The organism is Cupriavidus basilensis, from assembly GCF_000876015.1.
Lineage (GTDB): Bacteria > Pseudomonadota > Gammaproteobacteria > Burkholderiales > Burkholderiaceae > Cupriavidus > Cupriavidus basilensis_B.
Genome location: NZ_BBQM01000007.1, coordinates 169,791 through 185,874, shown reverse-complemented (window position 1 = coordinate 185,874; position 16,084 = coordinate 169,791). Strand labels below are relative to the sequence as shown.

Annotated in this window: 12 protein-coding genes and 1 tRNA gene; 9 read left to right on the top strand and 4 right to left on the bottom strand. The window is 69.8% G+C overall.

The genetic code is table 11. The features are described from left to right. Window positions 1–80: 80 nt before the first annotated feature. From KF708C_RS05110 to KF708C_RS05095, 4 genes are all read right to left on the bottom strand, one after another. Window positions 81–2,768 carry a DNA topoisomerase III gene (locus KF708C_RS05110; protein ID WP_059410946.1) on the bottom strand — a complete coding sequence of 896 codons (2,688 nt, stop codon included), beginning with the start codon at window positions 2,766–2,768 and terminating at the stop codon, window positions 81–83. A 154-nt stretch (window positions 2,769–2,922) separates the two neighbouring features. After that, window positions 2,923–3,327, bottom strand: a complete 405-nt coding sequence (locus tag KF708C_RS05105) for a thioredoxin family protein (RefSeq protein WP_020206584.1) — start codon at window positions 3,325–3,327, stop codon at window positions 2,923–2,925. Window positions 3,328–3,404: 77 nt separating this feature from the next. Continuing rightward, the gene (dprA, locus tag KF708C_RS05100) at window positions 3,405–4,544 is read right to left on the bottom strand and encodes a DNA-processing protein DprA (protein ID WP_059410945.1); all 1,140 of its coding nucleotides are present in this window, start codon (window positions 4,542–4,544) and stop codon (window positions 3,405–3,407) included. Further along, complete coding sequence (locus KF708C_RS05095; protein ID WP_029044369.1) at window positions 4,541–5,722, bottom strand: LysM peptidoglycan-binding domain-containing protein; 1,182 nt, start codon at window positions 5,720–5,722, stop codon at window positions 4,541–4,543. Before KF708C_RS05095 ends, dprA begins: the two co-directional genes overlap by 4 nt. A 160-nt stretch (window positions 5,723–5,882) precedes the next feature. Here KF708C_RS05095 and def point away from each other — a divergent pair, with 160 nt between their 5' ends. The 9 genes from def (at window position 5,883) to rhuM (ending at window position 15,922) form a co-directional block, all read left to right on the top strand. After that, window positions 5,883–6,389: a peptide deformylase gene (gene def, locus KF708C_RS05090; RefSeq protein WP_029044370.1), complete on the top strand. Its 507-nt coding sequence runs from the start codon at window positions 5,883–5,885 to the stop codon at window positions 6,387–6,389. Window positions 6,390–6,498: 109 nt separating this feature from the next. Next, window positions 6,499–7,527 carry a methionyl-tRNA formyltransferase gene (gene fmt, locus KF708C_RS05085; RefSeq protein WP_059410944.1) on the top strand — a complete coding sequence of 343 codons (1,029 nt, stop codon included), beginning with the start codon at window positions 6,499–6,501 and terminating at the stop codon, window positions 7,525–7,527. Between the two features lie 409 nt (window positions 7,528–7,936). Continuing rightward, complete coding sequence (htpX, locus tag KF708C_RS05080) at window positions 7,937–8,797, top strand: zinc metalloprotease HtpX (protein WP_020206590.1); 861 nt, start codon at window positions 7,937–7,939, stop codon at window positions 8,795–8,797. 278 nt (window positions 8,798–9,075) lie between these two features. Beyond that, window positions 9,076–10,437 (top strand): 16S rRNA (cytosine(967)-C(5))-methyltransferase RsmB, encoded by a 1,362-nt coding sequence (gene rsmB / locus KF708C_RS05075; RefSeq protein WP_059410943.1) that lies wholly within the window; start codon window positions 9,076–9,078, stop codon window positions 10,435–10,437. A 151-nt stretch (window positions 10,438–10,588) separates the two neighbouring features. Further along, window positions 10,589–11,338, top strand: a complete 750-nt coding sequence (locus KF708C_RS05070; RefSeq protein WP_059410942.1) for a DUF4390 domain-containing protein — start codon at window positions 10,589–10,591, stop codon at window positions 11,336–11,338. Continuing rightward, a complete protein-coding gene (locus KF708C_RS05065; protein WP_059410941.1) occupies window positions 11,335–13,824 on the top strand; it encodes a sensor histidine kinase in 2,490 nt (829 codons plus the stop codon). Before KF708C_RS05070 ends, KF708C_RS05065 begins: the two co-directional genes overlap by 4 nt. Window positions 13,825–13,879: 55 nt before the next feature. Further along, a complete protein-coding gene (locus KF708C_RS05060; RefSeq protein WP_059410940.1) occupies window positions 13,880–14,587 on the top strand; it encodes a response regulator in 708 nt (235 codons plus the stop codon). A gap of 59 nt (window positions 14,588–14,646) precedes the next feature. Beyond that, window positions 14,647–14,722: transfer RNA gene (locus KF708C_RS05055), tRNA-Phe, on the top strand. Between the two features lie 195 nt (window positions 14,723–14,917). Further along, window positions 14,918–15,922: a virulence protein RhuM/Fic/DOC family protein gene (rhuM, locus tag KF708C_RS05050; protein WP_231586387.1), complete on the top strand. Its 1,005-nt coding sequence runs from the start codon at window positions 14,918–14,920 to the stop codon at window positions 15,920–15,922. The last annotated feature ends 162 nt before the right edge of the window (window positions 15,923–16,084 follow it).

The window sequence follows — 16,084 nt, the reverse complement described above, 5'->3', positions numbered from 1 at the left end:
CGTGAAGGCGGACCCGGGCGGGCGGCGCGCCGCCGCGCCGCCTGGTCCGCCTGTCGCCGGTCAGCCTGCCGACGGCGCGCTTACTCCTCGGCGTCGGCCGTAGCCTCGTCGCCGGCGCGCGACTTGCCGGTGGCGCGCTTGGCCGCCGGCGCCTTGGCGGCGGCCTTCTTGGCGGCGGGCGCCTTCTTGGCCGGCACCTTGGCGGCCGGCTTGGCGGTCTTCTCCGCGGCCTGCGCCTCGTCGTCGCCGGCGCGCGCGGCCGCGCTCTTCGCGGCGGCGCCCTTGGCGGCCGGCTTGGCCCCGGCCTTGGGCTCGCGCGCCTCGAACTCGAAGCCGATCTTGCCGTCCGGCTGCTTGACCAGGAAGGCCTTGAAGTTGCGCCCGGTGCGCGAGGACTTGAAGCCGGTCAGCAGGTCGGTGCGGCCGGCGCCGAGCAGCTTGCCGATCTGCTCGCGCGAGATCTCCTGCTGCAGGATGATCTTGCCGGTGGTGAAGTCGCAGGTCTTCGGGCTGGCCACGGCGTTCTCGCACACGTACTTCATGCCGTGCTCGTACACCGCGCCGGCGCACTTGGGACAGGCGCCGACCGATTCCTGGCCGCTGAAGTCGATCGGCTCGCCGTCGTTGTCGTCGTCGTTCTGGCCGAAGTCGAACTCCATCTTGTAGTGGCCTTCGTCGTCCTTGGACAGCTTGAGGATGGCGGCGAACGGGCGGCCCATCTTGCTGCGGAAACCCTGCAGCGGACCGATCTCCTTCTTGAGCAGCAGCTCTTCCACCTCGTCGATCTCGAACTGGCGCCCGCCCGGGATCTTGCTGATCGAGAAGTCGCACGCGGTGCAGGCAAAGCGGCGGTAGTTCTCCTTGACCTTGCTGCCGCACTGCGGGCACGGCGTGTGCAGCGTGGCGTAGTCGCCCGGGATGGTGTCGCTGTCGTATTCCTTGGCGCGCTTGACGATCTGCTGGGTCATCTGCGCGATCTCGCGCATGAACTCGTCGCGCTTGAGGCCGCCGCGCTCGATCTGCGACAGCTTGTGCTCCCACTCGCCGGTCAGCTCGGCCTGCGTGAGCTCCTGCACGCCCAGGCCGCGCAGCAGCGTCATGAGCTGGAAGGCCTTGGCGGTCGGGATCAGCTCGCGGCCTTCGCGCACCAGGTATTTTTCGGCCAGCAGGCCTTCGATGATGGCCGCGCGCGTGGCCGGCGTGCCCAGGCCCTTGCCGGCCATCGCCTCGCGCAGCGCGTCGTCGTCCACCAGCTTGCCGGCGCCTTCCATCGCGGACAGCAGCGTGGCTTCGTTGTAGCGCGCGGGCGGCTTGGTGGTCAGGCCGACGCTGTCGACCTTGTCGACCTTGACGCGCTCGTCCTTGGCCACCGCCACCAGGTTGGCCTCGGCGCCCTGGGCTTCGCGCCCGTAGACCACCAGCCAGCCCGGGTTGACCAGCACCTTGCCTTCGGTCTTGAAGTGATGGCCGGCGACCTCGGTCACGCGCGTCGTGACCAGGAACTCGGCCGCCGGGAAGAACACCGCCAGGAAGCGGCGCACCACCAGGTCGTACAGCTTCTGCTCGGGCTCCGACAGGTTCTTCGGCGCCTGCAGCGTGGGGATGATGGCGAAGTGGTCGCTGATCTTGCTGTTGTCGAAGATCTTCTTGTTGGGCTTGATCCAGCCGCTGGCCAGCACCTTCTTGGCGTGCGGCAGGTAGTTCGGCGAGCTCTCGGCGAGCATGTCCATGGTCTGCTTGACCGTGTCCATGTAGTCCTCGGGCAGCGCGCGCGCGTCGGTACGCGGATAGGTCAGCACCTTGTGCTTCTCGTACAGCGCCTGCGCCAGGCCGAGCGTGTTCTTGGCCGAGAAGCCGAAGCGCGAGTTGGCCTCGCGCTGCAGCGTGGTCAGGTCGAACAGCGCCGGCGACTGCTGCGTGGAGGGCTTGGATTCCTCGGTGACGGTGCCGGTCTTGTCGCGGCAGGCCGCGACGATGCTCTTGGCCTCGGCCTCGCTCCACAGGCGCGAGTCGCGCGCCTCGGGATCGAACTCGTTCTTCTTGAACTTGGGATCGAACCAGCGGCCTTCGTACAGGCCCGCGGCGGCGATGAACTCGGCGCGCACTTCCCAGTAGTCGCGCGGCACGAACTTCTTGATCTTCTCCTCGCGCTCCACCACGATCGACAGCGTCGGCGTCTGCACGCGGCCCACGGTGGTCAGGAAGAAGCCGCCGCCCTTGCTGTTGAACGCGGTCATGGCGCGCGTGCCGTTGATGCCGACCAGCCAGTCGGCCTCCGAACGGCAGCGCGCGGCGTCGGCCAGCGGCAGCATGTCGGCGTCGTCGCGCAGGCGGGCGAAGCCGTCGCGGATGGCCTGCGGCGTCATCGACTGCAGCCACAGGCGCTGCACCGGCTGGCGGGCCTTGGCCTGCTGCTGGATCAGGCGGAAGATCAGCTCGCCCTCGCGCCCCGCGTCGCAGGCGTTGACCAGCGCGGTGACGTCCTTGCGCTTGATCAGGCGGTTGAGCACCTTGAGCCGGGACTCGGTCTTGGCGATCGGGCGCAGGTCGAAGTGCGGCGGGATCACCGGCAGGTTGGCGAAGCTCCACTTGCCGCGCTTGACCTCGTATTCGTCCGGGGCGGCGATTTCCACTAGGTGGCCGACGGCCGACGAAAGCACGTAATCGTCACTCTCGAAGTATTCGTCATGCTTGGTAAAGCCCCCGAGGGCACGGGCTATATCGGCCGCAACCGATGGCTTTTCCGCGATGATGAGGGCTTTTGACATGGATCGGTCCTTGCTGGCCGCTCGTCGGCGAGCCTGCGAATTGTTGCCACTGAAGGCTCTGCACTATATGTAAACAGCGAGCCGGGGGCTTTGAGGCGCCAATAATAAGCGCGGTTCCGACGGCGGTGCAAGCCGGCCACCGCCGCCGGCGCCTTCAAACGGTGCCGCCCCCGCCCCGCAGCCATGCCAGCACGTCCGGGATTTCGGCGCCCGCCGGCAGCGTCATGGCCGCGCCACGCGCCAGCATACGCTCGAGCACCTCGATGTGCGGCAGCAGCGTGCCGTAGAACTGCGGCGCGCCGCCGGCCGCCGGCTGCACCAGCACGGTCGGGAAATTCTCGATGTCGAGGTCGCCCAGCCGGTCGGCATGGGTCTCGATGTCGATCCAGACGAAGCAGTCGTCCGGGAAACGCGCCGCCAGCGCCTGCAGCGCCTCCAGGTAGTCCCGGCAGGTGCCGCACCAGGCAGCGCACAGGCAGGCCACCAGGCGGCCCTGCGCACGCGCTGCCAGCGCCTGGGCGAGCTCGCCCGCATTGTGCTCCGGAAAGTAAACGGTCATGGCAGCCTAAACATGAGCCTTTTCAGGCACGGGAATCGCTTGATTGTAGCGGTCGGCGGAAAAAGCGTGCGCCACGCTCAGCCCAGCCGCCGGTAGACATTGCCGGGCAGGCGCTCCGCCGCCCCCTCCAGCTCCAGCGCCAGCAGCGCGGCCGCCACCTGCTCGGGCGGCAGCGCGGCGCGCGCGCACAGGGTGTCGAACGCGACCGGGCCGTGGGTAAGCGCCGCGCCGAGCGGGTCGGCGGGGCGCGGCGCCGGCGTGGAAGCGGCCGGCGCCGCGCCGCGGGCGGCCATGCCGAGCTCCTCCAGCACGTCCTGCGCGGTCTCCACCAGCTTGGCGCCCTGCCGGATCAGCAGGTGGCAGCCCTTGGACAGCGGCGCGTGGATCGAGCCGGGCATGGCGTAGACCTCGCGGCCGAGCTCGGCGGCCAGCCGCGCGGTGATCAGCGAGCCCGAGCGCGCCGCCGCCTCCACCACCAGCACGCCGCGCGCCAGCGCCGCGATGATGCGGTTGCGCTGCGGGAAATGCTGGCTGCGCGGCGCGGTGCCGAGCGGGAATTCGCTGACGATGGCGCCGGCGCCGGCAATGCGGTGCGCCAGCGCGCGGTGGCGCGCGGGGTAGACCACGTCGACGCCGGTGCCGATCACCGCCACGGTGCCGCCAGGGCCGGCCAGCGCGCCGTCATGGGCGGCGCCGTCGATGCCCAGCGCCAGTCCCGACACCACCGCCAGCCCGGCCCGCGACAGCGCGCCGGCGAAGCGCCGCGCGTCCTCCGCGCCCTGCACGGTGGCGTTGCGCGCGCCCACCATCGCCACGGCGGCGCGGGCCAGCAGGTCGAGCCGGCCCTTGACGTACAGCAGCGGGGGCGGATCGGCCAGGTCGAGCAGCGCGCGCGGGTAGGCCGCGTCGGCCAGCGTGAGCACGTGGTTGCCGGGTTCGGCCGCCCATGCCGCGGTGCGCCCGGCCAGCGCCAGCGTGGCAGCGTCCGGCGGCGCCAGCAGCGCGCGGACATGGCGGGCGGGCACGACCCGCGACAGGGTGGCGGCATCGAGCGCGAACAGCTGCTGCGGCAGCCCGAACGCGGCCAGCAACTGCCGCACGGCGGCCTTGCCGAGGCCGGGGACGCGCGTGAGCCGCAGCCAGGCCGCGATCTCGGCGGCGTCCGCCGTGGTGGCCGCCGCCGTCGAGGCCGCGCCCGCTGCCGTGCGTGCCGTCAACGCGGGGACGTGATGCGGTCGCCCACCTCGATCGAGTTCGAGGCATCGGTGACCAGGGCGTAGGCCACGCCCGGAAACACCCGGAACACGAAGGCCAGCCCGTAGCGCTCGTCGGGCAGCTGGACCTTGCGGTTGCCGTCGGTGGCGTCGCGCACCACCTGCCCGGCGCGCGACAGCGCCACCACGTGGCCGGGCTCCAGGCCCGCGGCGCCGCCGAGGTTGAGCACGATCACCTGCTTGGCGCCGCCGAACTGCACGCCGCCGTAGACCGCCGCGATGCGGCCGTCGACCAGCATGTCGGGCGCGTGCGGGATGTAGCGCACCGGCTCGCGCGCGGGCTGGGGCATCAGCAGCGTGCCGGTGCCCATTTCCTGCTGCGCCTGCGTGACTTGCACCGTGGTGACGGCCTCGAAGCCTTCGGGCGGGCGCGACACGCGCACGTTGCCCTGGTATTCGGCCTCGAACGCCAGCACGCGGCCGCTGGCCGGGTCGCGGATCGGCTTGACCGGCTTGAAGGCCTGCCAGTCGCTGCCGACCACGGCCTCGGGCGGGGAGATGCCGCGCACGTAGGCGGTGTCGCCCATGCCGAGGTAGACGCGTGGCTCGGGCAGGGCAATGATGCGCGCGGAGGTGGCCAGCGTGCCTTCGTCCACCACCTGCGGGCGGATCAGGAAGGGCTCGATGTCCTTGGCGGGAATGCTGGCGATGGCGCCGTCGGGCCCGCCCTCGCCGCGCACCGCGGGCGTGAGGCGGACCGTGTCGCCGTCGGCGGGCGTGGTGGAGAGCCAGGCGCGGCCGTCGCGCTGAATCAGGTACAGCACCTGGCCCGGGTAGATCAGGTGCGGGTTGCGGATCTGCTGCCGGTTCATGCCCCACAGCTCGGGCCACCGCCACGGCTGGCGCAGGAAGCGCCCGGAGATGCCCCACAGCGTGTCGCCGCCGCGCACCACGTACTGGGGAGGCGCGTCCGCGGCCAGGTCGGCGGCGGGGATGCCCTGCTGCGCGGTGGCCTGGGCCTGCGCCTGCTGGGCCGGCGTGACCGGAGTGATCGCGCGCCCGGTGGCCTGCGCCGCCGCGCCCGCGGCGGCAGTGATGCCAGCCGCACACAACATCCAACGGGCAAACGCGTACTGCCTGCGGCGGGGCGCCGCCTGGTGTTCTTTGGTAAGATCGCGCATTTTCTCGAACCGGCTGGCAGAACAGCCGGATTGACCCTGGAGAGCGTGCCTGCTGCGGCGCGCCTTGAATTTTTGTACTTGCGCCCCGATTCTGCATGTAAACACCCGTCGCCGCAACGCGGGCCACATGTGTGAGCAGTGGGCGTTGCGCCCCAGCATCATGGCCAAACTCGACATCCTGACCTACCCCGATCCCCGCCTGCATATCGTGGCAAAACCGGTTGCCGCGGTGGACGACCGCATCCGCCAGCTGGTGCAGGACATGGCCGAGACCATGTACGAAGCGCCCGGCATCGGCCTGGCCGCGACCCAGGTCAACGTGCACGAGCAGGTGGTGGTGATCGACATCTCCGAGACCCGCGACGAGCTGCGCGTGTTCATCAACCCGGAAATCGTCTGGGCCAGCGACAACCGCAAGGTGTGGGAAGAGGGCTGCCTGTCGGTGCCCGAGGTCTACGACCGCGTGGAGCGCCCGGACCGCGTGCGCGTGCGTGCGCTCAACGAGAAGGGCGAGACCTTCGAGCTGGACGCGGACGAGCTGCTGGCGGTGTGCATCCAGCACGAGATGGACCACCTCAAGGGCAAGGTATTCGTGGAATACCTGTCGCCGCTCAAGATCCAGCGCATCAAGTCCAAGCTGCACAAGCGCGAGCGCGCGCGCATGTAGTTCGCATGCAGCGCCGGCACCGCGTGCCGCTCTGCTATCGTATTGCCTTCCCCATGATTCCCCCGCCGGCCGCTGATGCGGCCGGCGCCGCTTTACGCCGGAGCGCTCCATGACAGACGTGTCCCAACCCGCCAGCCCGTGCGCGGCGCTGCGCGTCGCCTTCGCCGGCACGCCCGAGTTCGCCCGCGTGGCGCTGGCCGCCATCCACGAGGCCGGCTTCCCGGTGGTGGCCGTGCTCAGCCAGCCGGACCGCCCGGCCGGGCGCGGCCTGCAACTGCAGGCCGGCCCGGTCAAGCAGTACGCGCTGGAGCAGGGTCTCGCGCCGGTGCTGCAGCCGCGCTCCCTGCGCCGCCACGGCAAGTACCCGGAAGAAGCCGGCGCCGCCGTCGACACGCTCGCGCGGATCGCGCCGGACGTGATGGTGGTGGCCGCCTACGGCCTGATCCTGCCGGCCGAGGTGCTGGCGCTGCCGCGCCTGGGCTGCCTCAACATCCACGGCTCGCTGCTGCCGCGCTGGCGCGGCGCGGCGCCGATCCACCGCGCCATCGAGGCCGGCGACGCCGAGACCGGCATCACGCTGATGCAGATGGACGAAGGCCTGGATACCGGCGCCATGCTGACCCGCGCAGCCGTGCCCATCGGCCCGCGCGACACCACCGCCACGCTGCACGACATGCTGGCCGCGCTGGGCGGGCGCATGGTGGTGGACGCGCTGCGCCGGCTGGCCGCGGGCGAGCGCCTGCCGGCCACGCCGCAGCCGGCCGCGGGCGTCACCTACGCCGAGAAGATCGGCAAGGACGAAGCTCCGCTGGACCTGCGCCGCGCGGCCACCGCGCTGGCCGCGCAGGTGCGCGCGTTCAATCCCTTCCCGGGCGCCACGCTGCAGGTCGGCCCGACCGTCATCAAGTGCTGGCAGGCCGAGGCGCTGCCGGGCCACGCCACCGATCATGCCGGCCACGAGCCGGGCACGGTGCTGGCCGCCGATGCCGCCGGCGTGGTGATCGCCTGCGGCGACGGCGCGCTGCGCGTGACCGAGCTGCAGAAGCCGGGCGGGCGCCGCCTGCCGGCCCAGGCGTTCCTGCAGGGCATGCCGCTGCCGCCGGGCACGCGCTGCGCCTTGCCCGAAGCCGGCGCATGATGCCGCCGATGCCGTCCATGCCGCGCCGTCGTTTCGCGCGCGCCGTCGTTTCCGTTCCCGCCAGGAGGCCACGATGCGTCGGCGCGGTGTTCCTGCCCGATGTGACGCCGGACCCGGATACCGCCTGCATCGTCGGGCGCCGCGCAGAGTGGCCGGCGTGGTCTCGGCGCCGCGCCTGAAGTGCTGGCTGGACCGCTTCGCCGGCGTCGCCTTCACCGGGCCGGGCGCGCGCCCGGCGCCGATGCTACGCTGGCCCCGCTGCCTGAAAAACAGGCAGCGGGCGGTTGAATTCCGGCCGCGGGATACTATCTAAAGATCACCATGCCGGGTTTGCCGGACATGGCCGGCCCGGCCTTCCGCACCGTGCCGCGGAACCGCTTGCGGAACTGACTTCTTCGGAGCCAAGGCAATGTTCAACTGGGTCAAGACCTTCATGCTGATGGCCGCCATCACGGCGCTGTTCATCGTCATCGGCGGCATGATCGGTGGCCGCAGCGGCATGATGTTCGCGCTGGTCATGGCGCTGGGCATGAATTTCTTCTCGTACTGGTTCTCGGACAAGATGGTCCTGCGCATGTACAACGCGCAGGAGGTCGACGCCAGCACCGCGCCGCAGTTCTACCGCATGGTGCAGGAGCTGGCGCAGCGCGCCCAGCTGCCGATGCCGCGCGTGTACCTGATCAACGAGGACGCGCCCAACGCGTTCGCCACCGGCCGCAATCCGGAACATGCCGCGGTGGCGGCCACCACCGGCATCCTGCGCGTGCTGTCCGAGCGCGAGCTGCGCGGCGTGATGGCGCACGAGCTGGCCCACGTGCAGCACCGCGACATCCTGATCTCGACCATCGCCGCCACGATGGCCGGCGCCATCGCCGCGCTGGCCAACTTCGCCATGTTCTTCGGCGGGCGCGACCAGAACGGCAACCGCGCCAACCCGATCGCCAGCATCGCCGTGGCGATCCTGGCGCCGCTGGCGGCCTCGCTGATCCAGATGGCGATCTCGCGCGCGCGCGAATTCGAGGCCGACCGCGGCGGCGCCACCATCAGCGGCGACCCGCAGGCGCTAGCGATGGCGCTCGACAAGATCCACCGCTACGCGCAGGGCATCCCGTTCCAGACCGCGGAGGAACATCCCGCCACGGCGCAGATGATGATCATGAACCCGCTCTCGGGCGGCGGCATCGCCAACCTGTTCTCGACCCATCCGGCCACCGAGGAGCGCATCGCGCGGCTGATGCAGATGGCGCAGACCGGCACCTATCCGACTTGAAGCGGCCTGATTCGGCTTGAAGCGGCGCGATGCATCGGAGCCGTCCGATCCATCCGCTCCGTCCGATGGCGATCTGACCCGGCAGCCGGCAAAAAAGCCGGCCGCGGCCATACAAGGTAAACTGCCCGCCGTGCTTCCCCTGGAAACGGCGGGCAGTTCGTTTCCGGCCCCGCCCGGCCTGGCTGGCCCCGCCGCCAGCGCCCGCGGCGCGGCTGCCTGCTTTTTTTCGCGCCACCGCGTCACCGCGCCATCGCCTTACCGCTTCACTGCCCACTGTCATGCGCCTGCCACACGAATCCCTCGCCTTCCAGATGCTCGCCGCCGCGACTGCCGTGCGCGGCGTCAACGAAGGCAGCGCGCTGCCGCTGGCCATCGATAACGCCGCCGCGCAGTTCCGCCTCGACCGCGTGCGCGACGCCGCCACGCGCGGCGCGCTGCAGGACCTGGCCTACCGCACCATGCGCCAGTTCGGCACGGCGCGCGCGCTGGTCACGAAGCTGGTGACGCGCCCGCCCGGCGCGCAGGTGGATTCGCTGCTGGCGGTGGCGCTGGCGCTGCTGGTCGAGGACGAGCAGGGCGAGGGCGGCTATACCGAGTTCACGGTGGTGGACCAGGCCGTCAGCGCCGCCGCGTCCGAGCCGAAGACCGCGCACGCGCGCGGGCTGGTCAATGCGGTGCTGCGCCGTTTCCTGCGCGAGCGCCGCGCGCTGCTCGAGGACGTGCGCCGCGACGACGAGGCGCGCTGGAACCTGCCCGCGTGGTGGCTGAAGATGCTGCGCGACGCCTATCCCGGCGAGTGGGCCGCGCTGGCCGAAAGCGCCAACGTGCGCCCGCCGATGACCCTGCGCGTCAACACCGCGCGCGTCCCGGTGCCCGACTACCTCACGCGCGTGGCCAATGCCGGCATGGCGGGCACGGCCATCGGCACGCAGGCGGTGCGGCTGGTGCGCGCGTTCCCGGTGTCGCAGATTCCCGGGTTTGCCCAGGGCGACGTCTCGGTGCAGGACGCCGGCGCGCAGCTGGCCGCGCCGCTGCTGGAGCTGGCCGACGGCCAGCGCGTGCTCGACGCGTGCGCCGCGCCCGGCGGCAAGACCGGCCACATCCTGGAGCTGGCGCGCGTCGACGTGACCGCGCTCGAGAGCGATGCCCAGCGCGCCGCGCGCATCGACGAGAACCTCGCGCGCCTGGGCCAGCAGGCCAAGGTGGTGGTGGGCGACGCGAGCCGCCCGCAGGACTGGTGGGACGGCCAGCCGTTCGACCGCATCCTGGCCGACGTGCCATGCTCGGCCTCGGGCATCGTGCGCCGCCATCCGGACATCCGCTGGCTGCGCCGCGAGGTGGACATCGCGCGCCTGGTGACGGAGCAGCGGCGCATCGTTTCGCAGCTCTGGAACCTGCTCAAGCCGGGCGGCATCCTGGTCTACGTCACCTGTTCTATTTTCCCAACGGAGGGCGAGGAGCAGGCGCGCTGGTTTGGTGCACAGCTACCAGATGCGATACGATTGCAGGCGCCCGGCCAGATGCTGCCGGGCAGTAGAGAGCATGGAGCGCAGGCGGCCGGCGGCGGGAGTGCCAGCCGGGACAATCTGCCCTCCGATCACGATGGCTTCTTCTACGCGCGCTTCCAGAAACGACCCTGACCGCTCCCGACCGCTGCCAATGCCGAATCCGCTTCGCTTGTTCGTCCTTCGCGTCCCTGACGACAATGCGTGCGTATGCCTGGCGGCAGGCGGTCCCCGGCATGGTGCGCGCGGCGCGCGCGCCTGGCTCGCATCGTGGTGGCTCGCCGCCATGTTCGCGCTGGCCGCGCTGCTGGCGCTGGCCGCGCTGCCGGGCACCGCGCGCGCCGACGTCATCGAGGTGACGGAAGCCCGCATCGAGTACCAGGACGGCGGCTTCGACCTCGCGGCCAGCTTCGACTTCGACCTGCCGCCGCCGCTCGAGGATGCGCTCAACAAAGGCATCTCGCTCTATTTCGTGGTCGACTTCCAGCTCACGCGCCCGCGCTGGTACTGGTTCGACGAAAAGCCCGTCAACGCCAGCCGCAGCGTGCGGCTGTCCTACCATCCGCTCACGCGCCAGTACCGCGTATCCACCGGCGGGCTGCAACTGCCGTTCACGCGCCTGAAAGGCGCGCTGCAGTTCATCCAGCGCGTGCGCGGCTGGCGCGTGTTCGACCGCGGCATGGTCAAGGCCGGCGAGACCTACCAGGCCGAGGCGCGCATGCGCCTGGACCTGACGCAGTTGCCCAAGCCGTTCCAGATCAACGCGGTCAACACGCGCGAGTGGAACCTCGCCTCCGAGTGGCGCCACTTCAATTTCACGGTGCCGACCGAGTACCCGCCATCGCCGCCACCCGCGCCGCCGGTGGTACCGGTCGTGCCGGTGGTGCCGGTCCCGGTGCCGCCGCCCGCGCCGGCGCCCGCCTCGGCCGCGTCCGCGCCGGTGGCCGGCGAGACCCGCGCGGTGCCGTTCGCGCAGACCGTGTCCACCGTGCTCTCGCCCACCACTCTGGTGCAGCCGGCCGCGAGCCAGCCATGATCGCCAGCACCAGCCTGTGGGACAGCCGCTTCCGGCGCGTGCTCTACCGCGTGGTGGCGGGCATCATCGTGTTCCTCGCGCTGGTGCTGGTGGCGCTGCTGGCCGGCGCCTCGGCCAACACGGAATTCTTCGACCGCTACTTCACGCTGCTGTTCAAGATCAACCTGGTGATCGGCGTGCTGCTGGTGCTGATCATCGGAGCGCTGGCGCTGACCCTGTGGCTGCGCTACCGGCGCGGCAAGTTCGGCACGCGCCTGATGACCAAGCTCGCCGTGTTCTTCGGCGTGGTCGGCGTGCTGCCCGGCGTGCTGATCTACCTGGTGTCGCTGCAGTTCGTCTCGCGCAGCATCGAGTCGTGGTTCGACGTGCGCGTGGAGACCGCGCTCGAAGCCGGCCTCAACCTCGGCCGCTCCACCATCGACAGCGCGCTGTCCGACCTGCAGGGCAAGGCGCGCCTGATGGCCGACCAGCTCACCAGTTCATCGAGCGTGGCCACCTCGCTGCAGCTCAACCGCCTGCGCGAGCAGTACGGCGTGCAGGAAGCCGCCATCTTCACCGGCAGCGGGCGCGTGATCGCCACCGCCTCGAGCAACTACGCATCGCTGGTGCCGGACCTGCCCTCGGGCGTGCTGGCCGAGCAGGCGCGGCTGGCGGGCGGCTACGCGGCGGTGGAAGGCGGCACCGACCCGGCCGTCGACGGCCGCCAGCCCGAGCGCACCGACGTCAGCCACCTGTACCGCCTGCGCGTGATCGTGCCGCTCGGCCCCGCGCCGGCCGCGCAGGACAGCGCGCAGCATCCCCCCGGCGCCGAGGCCGCCGGCGCCGCCAGCCGGCCCGCGGCGAAGGCGCCGCCGGCCGCGGTGAGCCGCTGGGCGGGCTCGGGCCTGTCCATCGAGCGCCGCCCCGAGGACGCCGCCTCGTCCGGCTTCGGACTGGTCGGGGAAAGCGTGCGCGAGGAGCGCTACCTGCAGGTCGTGCACCCGGTGCCGGCGGCGCTCGCGCGCAATGCCGACGAAGTCCAGCGCGCGTACCAGGAGTACCAGGAAAAGGCGCTCGGCCGCACCGGCCTGCGCAAGATGTACATCGGCACGCTCACGCTCACGCTGTTCCTCGCCGTGTTCATCGCCGTGATGCTGGCGCTGCTGCTCGGCGGCCAGCTCGCGCGGCCGCTGCTGATGCTGCTGCAGGGAACCAAGGAAGTCGCCGAGGGCGACCTCTCGCCCAAGCGCGAGCTCAAGAGCCGCGACGAGCTCGGCATGCTCACGCAGCAGTTCAACATGATGACGCGCCAGCTGTCCGAGGCGCGCATCGCGGTGGAGCAGAACCGCAGCGCGCTGGAGAAATCCACCGCCTACCTGGAAAGCGTGCTGCAGAATCTCACCGCCGGCGTGTTCGTGTTCGACCGCCGCTTCGTGCTCATCACCGCCAACCCCGGCGCCGAGCGCATCTTCCGCCAGCCGTTCGGCGGCGCGCTGGGCCAGCCCATCGAGGCCATCCCGGTGCTGGGCGCCTTCGGCGACATCGTGCGGCAGGCCTTTTCCGAGCAGAGCACCAGCGAGATGCTGGGCGGCTCGCAGCACTGGCAGAAGCAGATCGAGCTGCCGCAGAGCGACGAGGAACAGGCCCTCACGCTGCTGGTGCGCGGCGCGCGCCTGCCCGGCGGCGGCAGCGGCGAGCGCAGCGAGCGCGACGAGCCCGGCTACGTGGTGGTGTTCGACGACATCTCCGATGTGATTTCGGCTCAACGCTCGGTGGCGTGGGGCGAAGTGGCGCGGCGCCTCGCGCACGAGATCAAGAACCCGCTCACGCCGATCCAGCTCTCGGCCGAGCGCCTGCAGATGAAGCTCTCGCCTAAATTGGAGGGTCCGGACGCGGATGTGCTAAAGCGCGGGGCCACTACGATCGTTAACCAGGTAGCGGCGATGAAGCGCATGGTCGACGACTTCCGCGACTACGCGCGCACGCCGCCGGCGATGTTGCAGTCACTGCAGCTCAACGCGCTGGTGGCCGAGGTGCTGCATCTGTACGGCATCGACGACGCCGGCGTGCACGAGCATGCCGTGATTCATCCGTCGCTGGCGGCGGGCCTGCCCGAGATCAAGGGCGACCCGACGCAGTTGCGCCAGGTGATCCACAACCTGCTGCAGAATGCGCAGGATGCGGTCGCGGACAACGTCGCGGCGGCCCGTCCGGCGCCCCGTATCGCTCTGCACACCGAGACTGTAGAATACAAAGATTCTGCCGGCGAAGACCGGCAGGCCGTCAAGCTCACCATTGCGGATAACGGTCCCGGTTTCGCCCCGCGCATCCTCAGCCGCGCGTTCGAACCCTACGTGACCACCAAGGCCAAGGGGACCGGCCTGGGGCTCGCGATGGTGAAGAAGATCATTGACGAACACGGCGCCCGCATCGAACTGCGCAATCGCATGGAGGGCACCGAGCTCATCGGGGCGCAGATCTCCATCCTGTTCGTTAAACTGGCATAGTCACAATGTAGCGGCCCCGAACCCGGTGAGCCGCGGTGGGGTCAAGAGGGGAAGTATGGCAACCATCCTCGTAGTCGACGACGAAATGGGTATCCGGGAGCTGCTCTCGGAAATCCTCAGCGACGAAGGCCATGTGGTCGAAGTGGCAGAAAACGCGCAGAAGGCGCGCGAGTACCGTGCCGGCAATACGCCCGACCTGGTGCTGCTTGACATCTGGATGCCCGATACCGACGGCGTCACGCTGCTCAAGGAATGGTCGGCGCAAGGTCTGCTCTGCATGCCCGTCATCATGATGTCGGGGCACGCCACCATCGATACCGCGGTGGAAGCGACCAAGATCGGCGCGCTCAATTTCCTCGAGAAACCGATCGCCCTGCAAAAACTGCTGTCAGCGGTCGAGCAGGGCCTGGCGCGCGGCATCGAGCGCCCGCGCGCGGGCGCCGCCGCGACCGGCGCCGCGCTGCCGGCCGCGGGCAACGGCGAGGCCGCCGCGCCGGCCGCCGCCGAAGCCGCCGCCGAGACCGCCAACGGCAGCCCGCAGCGCCTGCCCGAAGCCGAGATGCACTTCTCGTTCGACATGCCGCTGCGCGAGGCGCGCGACCTGTTCGAGCGCGCCTACTTCGAATACCACCTGGTGCGCGAACACGGCAGCATGACGCGCGTGGCCGAGAAAACCGGCCTCGAGCGTACCCACCTCTACCGCAAGCTCAAGCAGCTCGGCGTGGAGCTGGGCCGCAACAAACCCGAGCCCGCGGAGCAGTGAGGAATTTTGCCGGCGGCGCTTGACCGGGTCAAAAAGCGCTGCTATTATTTCGCTTCTTTGGCCCGGTAGCTCAGTCGGTAGAGCAGAGGATTGAAAATCCTTGTGTCGGCGGTTCGATTCCGTCCCAGGCCACCAGAGATTCGATGCCCAGCCCTTGCGCTGGGCATTTTCATTTGTGCCTCAGGGACTTGAACGAGAACCGCACGCATGACGGTCCGCTCGTCCCGCTACATCCCACGTTTCCTTGCCCCCAACCATTCTGAATATTGAGGATGGCACGCGATGGCGCAACCGCACCACCTGGCTCGGGCGCGCGGGGGAGACGGTAAGATGTCCCTCATGCCGCAATCCCAAGTCGCCCTCTACCAGTCCGCCGATGGCCAGATCCAGTTGAACGTGTCGCTGGACGAGGACACGGTATGGCTGACGCAACGGCAGATGGCGGCGCTGTTCGACACCTCGACCGACAACGTCAGCCTGCATCTGAAAAACGTCTATGCCGAGGCGGAATTGGCCGAATCGGCAACTACCGAGGAATTCTCGGTAGTTCAGGAGGAGGGCGCGCGGCGGGTGCGTCGCCACCTGAAACATTACAACCTGGATGTCGTTATCTCGGTCGGCTACCGGGTCAGTTCGGCGCGCGCGACGCAGTTCCGCCAGTGGGCCACGCGCACCCTCAAGCAGCATTTGGTCGATGGCTACACCCTGAACCAGCGCCGCTTGCAGGAACGCGGCATCGAATTCGGGCAGGCGGTCGATCTGCTGTCGCGAACGCTGGCCAACCAGCAATTGGTTACGGGAGACGGCCAGGCCGTACTGGGCGTCATCCAGGAATACGCCCGCAGTTGGAGCCTGCTGCAAGGCTACGACGAGCAAAGCCTGGGCGAACTGACCGGCCGGCAAGACGGGATGCGGGCGCTGGCGCTGAATGAGGTGCTGGCTGCCATCGCCCGGTTGCGCGCCGAGCTGATCGCCAAAGGCGAGGCCACCGAGCTATTCGGCCAGGTGCGCGGCGGCGGCCTGGCATCGAGCATCGCCACCATCGAACAAGGCTTCGGCGAAGAACTGTTCTATCCCAACGTGGCCAGCCGGGCAGCCCACCTGCTGTATTTCGTCATCAAGAACCATCCTCTGGCTGATGGCAACAAGCGCACCGGCGCTTTCCTGTTCCTGTGGTATTTACGCCTGAACCAGCACTTGCTGGCGCGATCGGTCGATCTGCTCATCAACGACAATACGCTGGTCGCCCTCGCGCTGCTGGTGGCCGAAAGCCTGCCCGCGCAGAAGGATCTGATGGTGCGGCTGATCGAGCATCTCGTGCTGCTCAAGGAATGACCCGCCACCAACCGGTAGGCATGCCGTGGCTTTCTGCGCCGAACTCGCAGCGGAGCTACATCAGGACACGGCCACCCCACCAGATTTGAAAGAAAACGGAGACTTCGGTCTCCGTTTTTCGTTTGGGCCTCGTTTGGGGCACCATCTTCCAGCGCCCTGGCG

Excerpts from the sequence above, each read along its gene's own strand:
- KF708C_RS05110 (WP_059410946.1), bottom strand. The coding sequence starts at position 2,768 with ATGTCAAAAGCCCTCATCATCGCGGAAAAGCCATCGGTTGCGGCCGAT.
- KF708C_RS05105 (WP_020206584.1), bottom strand. The coding sequence starts at position 3,327 with ATGACCGTTTACTTTCCGGAGCACAATGCGGGCGAGCTCGCCCAGGCG.
- KF708C_RS05095 (WP_029044369.1), bottom strand. The coding sequence starts at position 5,722 with ATGCGCGATCTTACCAAAGAACACCAGGCGGCGCCCCGCCGCAGGCAG.
- def (WP_029044370.1), top strand. The coding sequence starts at position 5,883 with ATGGCCAAACTCGACATCCTGACCTACCCCGATCCCCGCCTGCATATC.
- fmt (WP_059410944.1), top strand. The coding sequence starts at position 6,499 with ATGACAGACGTGTCCCAACCCGCCAGCCCGTGCGCGGCGCTGCGCGTC.
- htpX (WP_020206590.1), top strand. The coding sequence starts at position 7,937 with ATGTTCAACTGGGTCAAGACCTTCATGCTGATGGCCGCCATCACGGCG.
- rsmB (WP_059410943.1), top strand. The coding sequence starts at position 9,076 with ATGCGCCTGCCACACGAATCCCTCGCCTTCCAGATGCTCGCCGCCGCG.
- KF708C_RS05070 (WP_059410942.1), top strand. The coding sequence starts at position 10,589 with ATGTTCGCGCTGGCCGCGCTGCTGGCGCTGGCCGCGCTGCCGGGCACC.
- KF708C_RS05065 (WP_059410941.1), top strand. The coding sequence starts at position 11,335 with ATGATCGCCAGCACCAGCCTGTGGGACAGCCGCTTCCGGCGCGTGCTC.
- KF708C_RS05060 (WP_059410940.1), top strand. The coding sequence starts at position 13,880 with ATGGCAACCATCCTCGTAGTCGACGACGAAATGGGTATCCGGGAGCTG.
- rhuM (WP_231586387.1), top strand. The coding sequence starts at position 14,918 with ATGTCCCTCATGCCGCAATCCCAAGTCGCCCTCTACCAGTCCGCCGAT.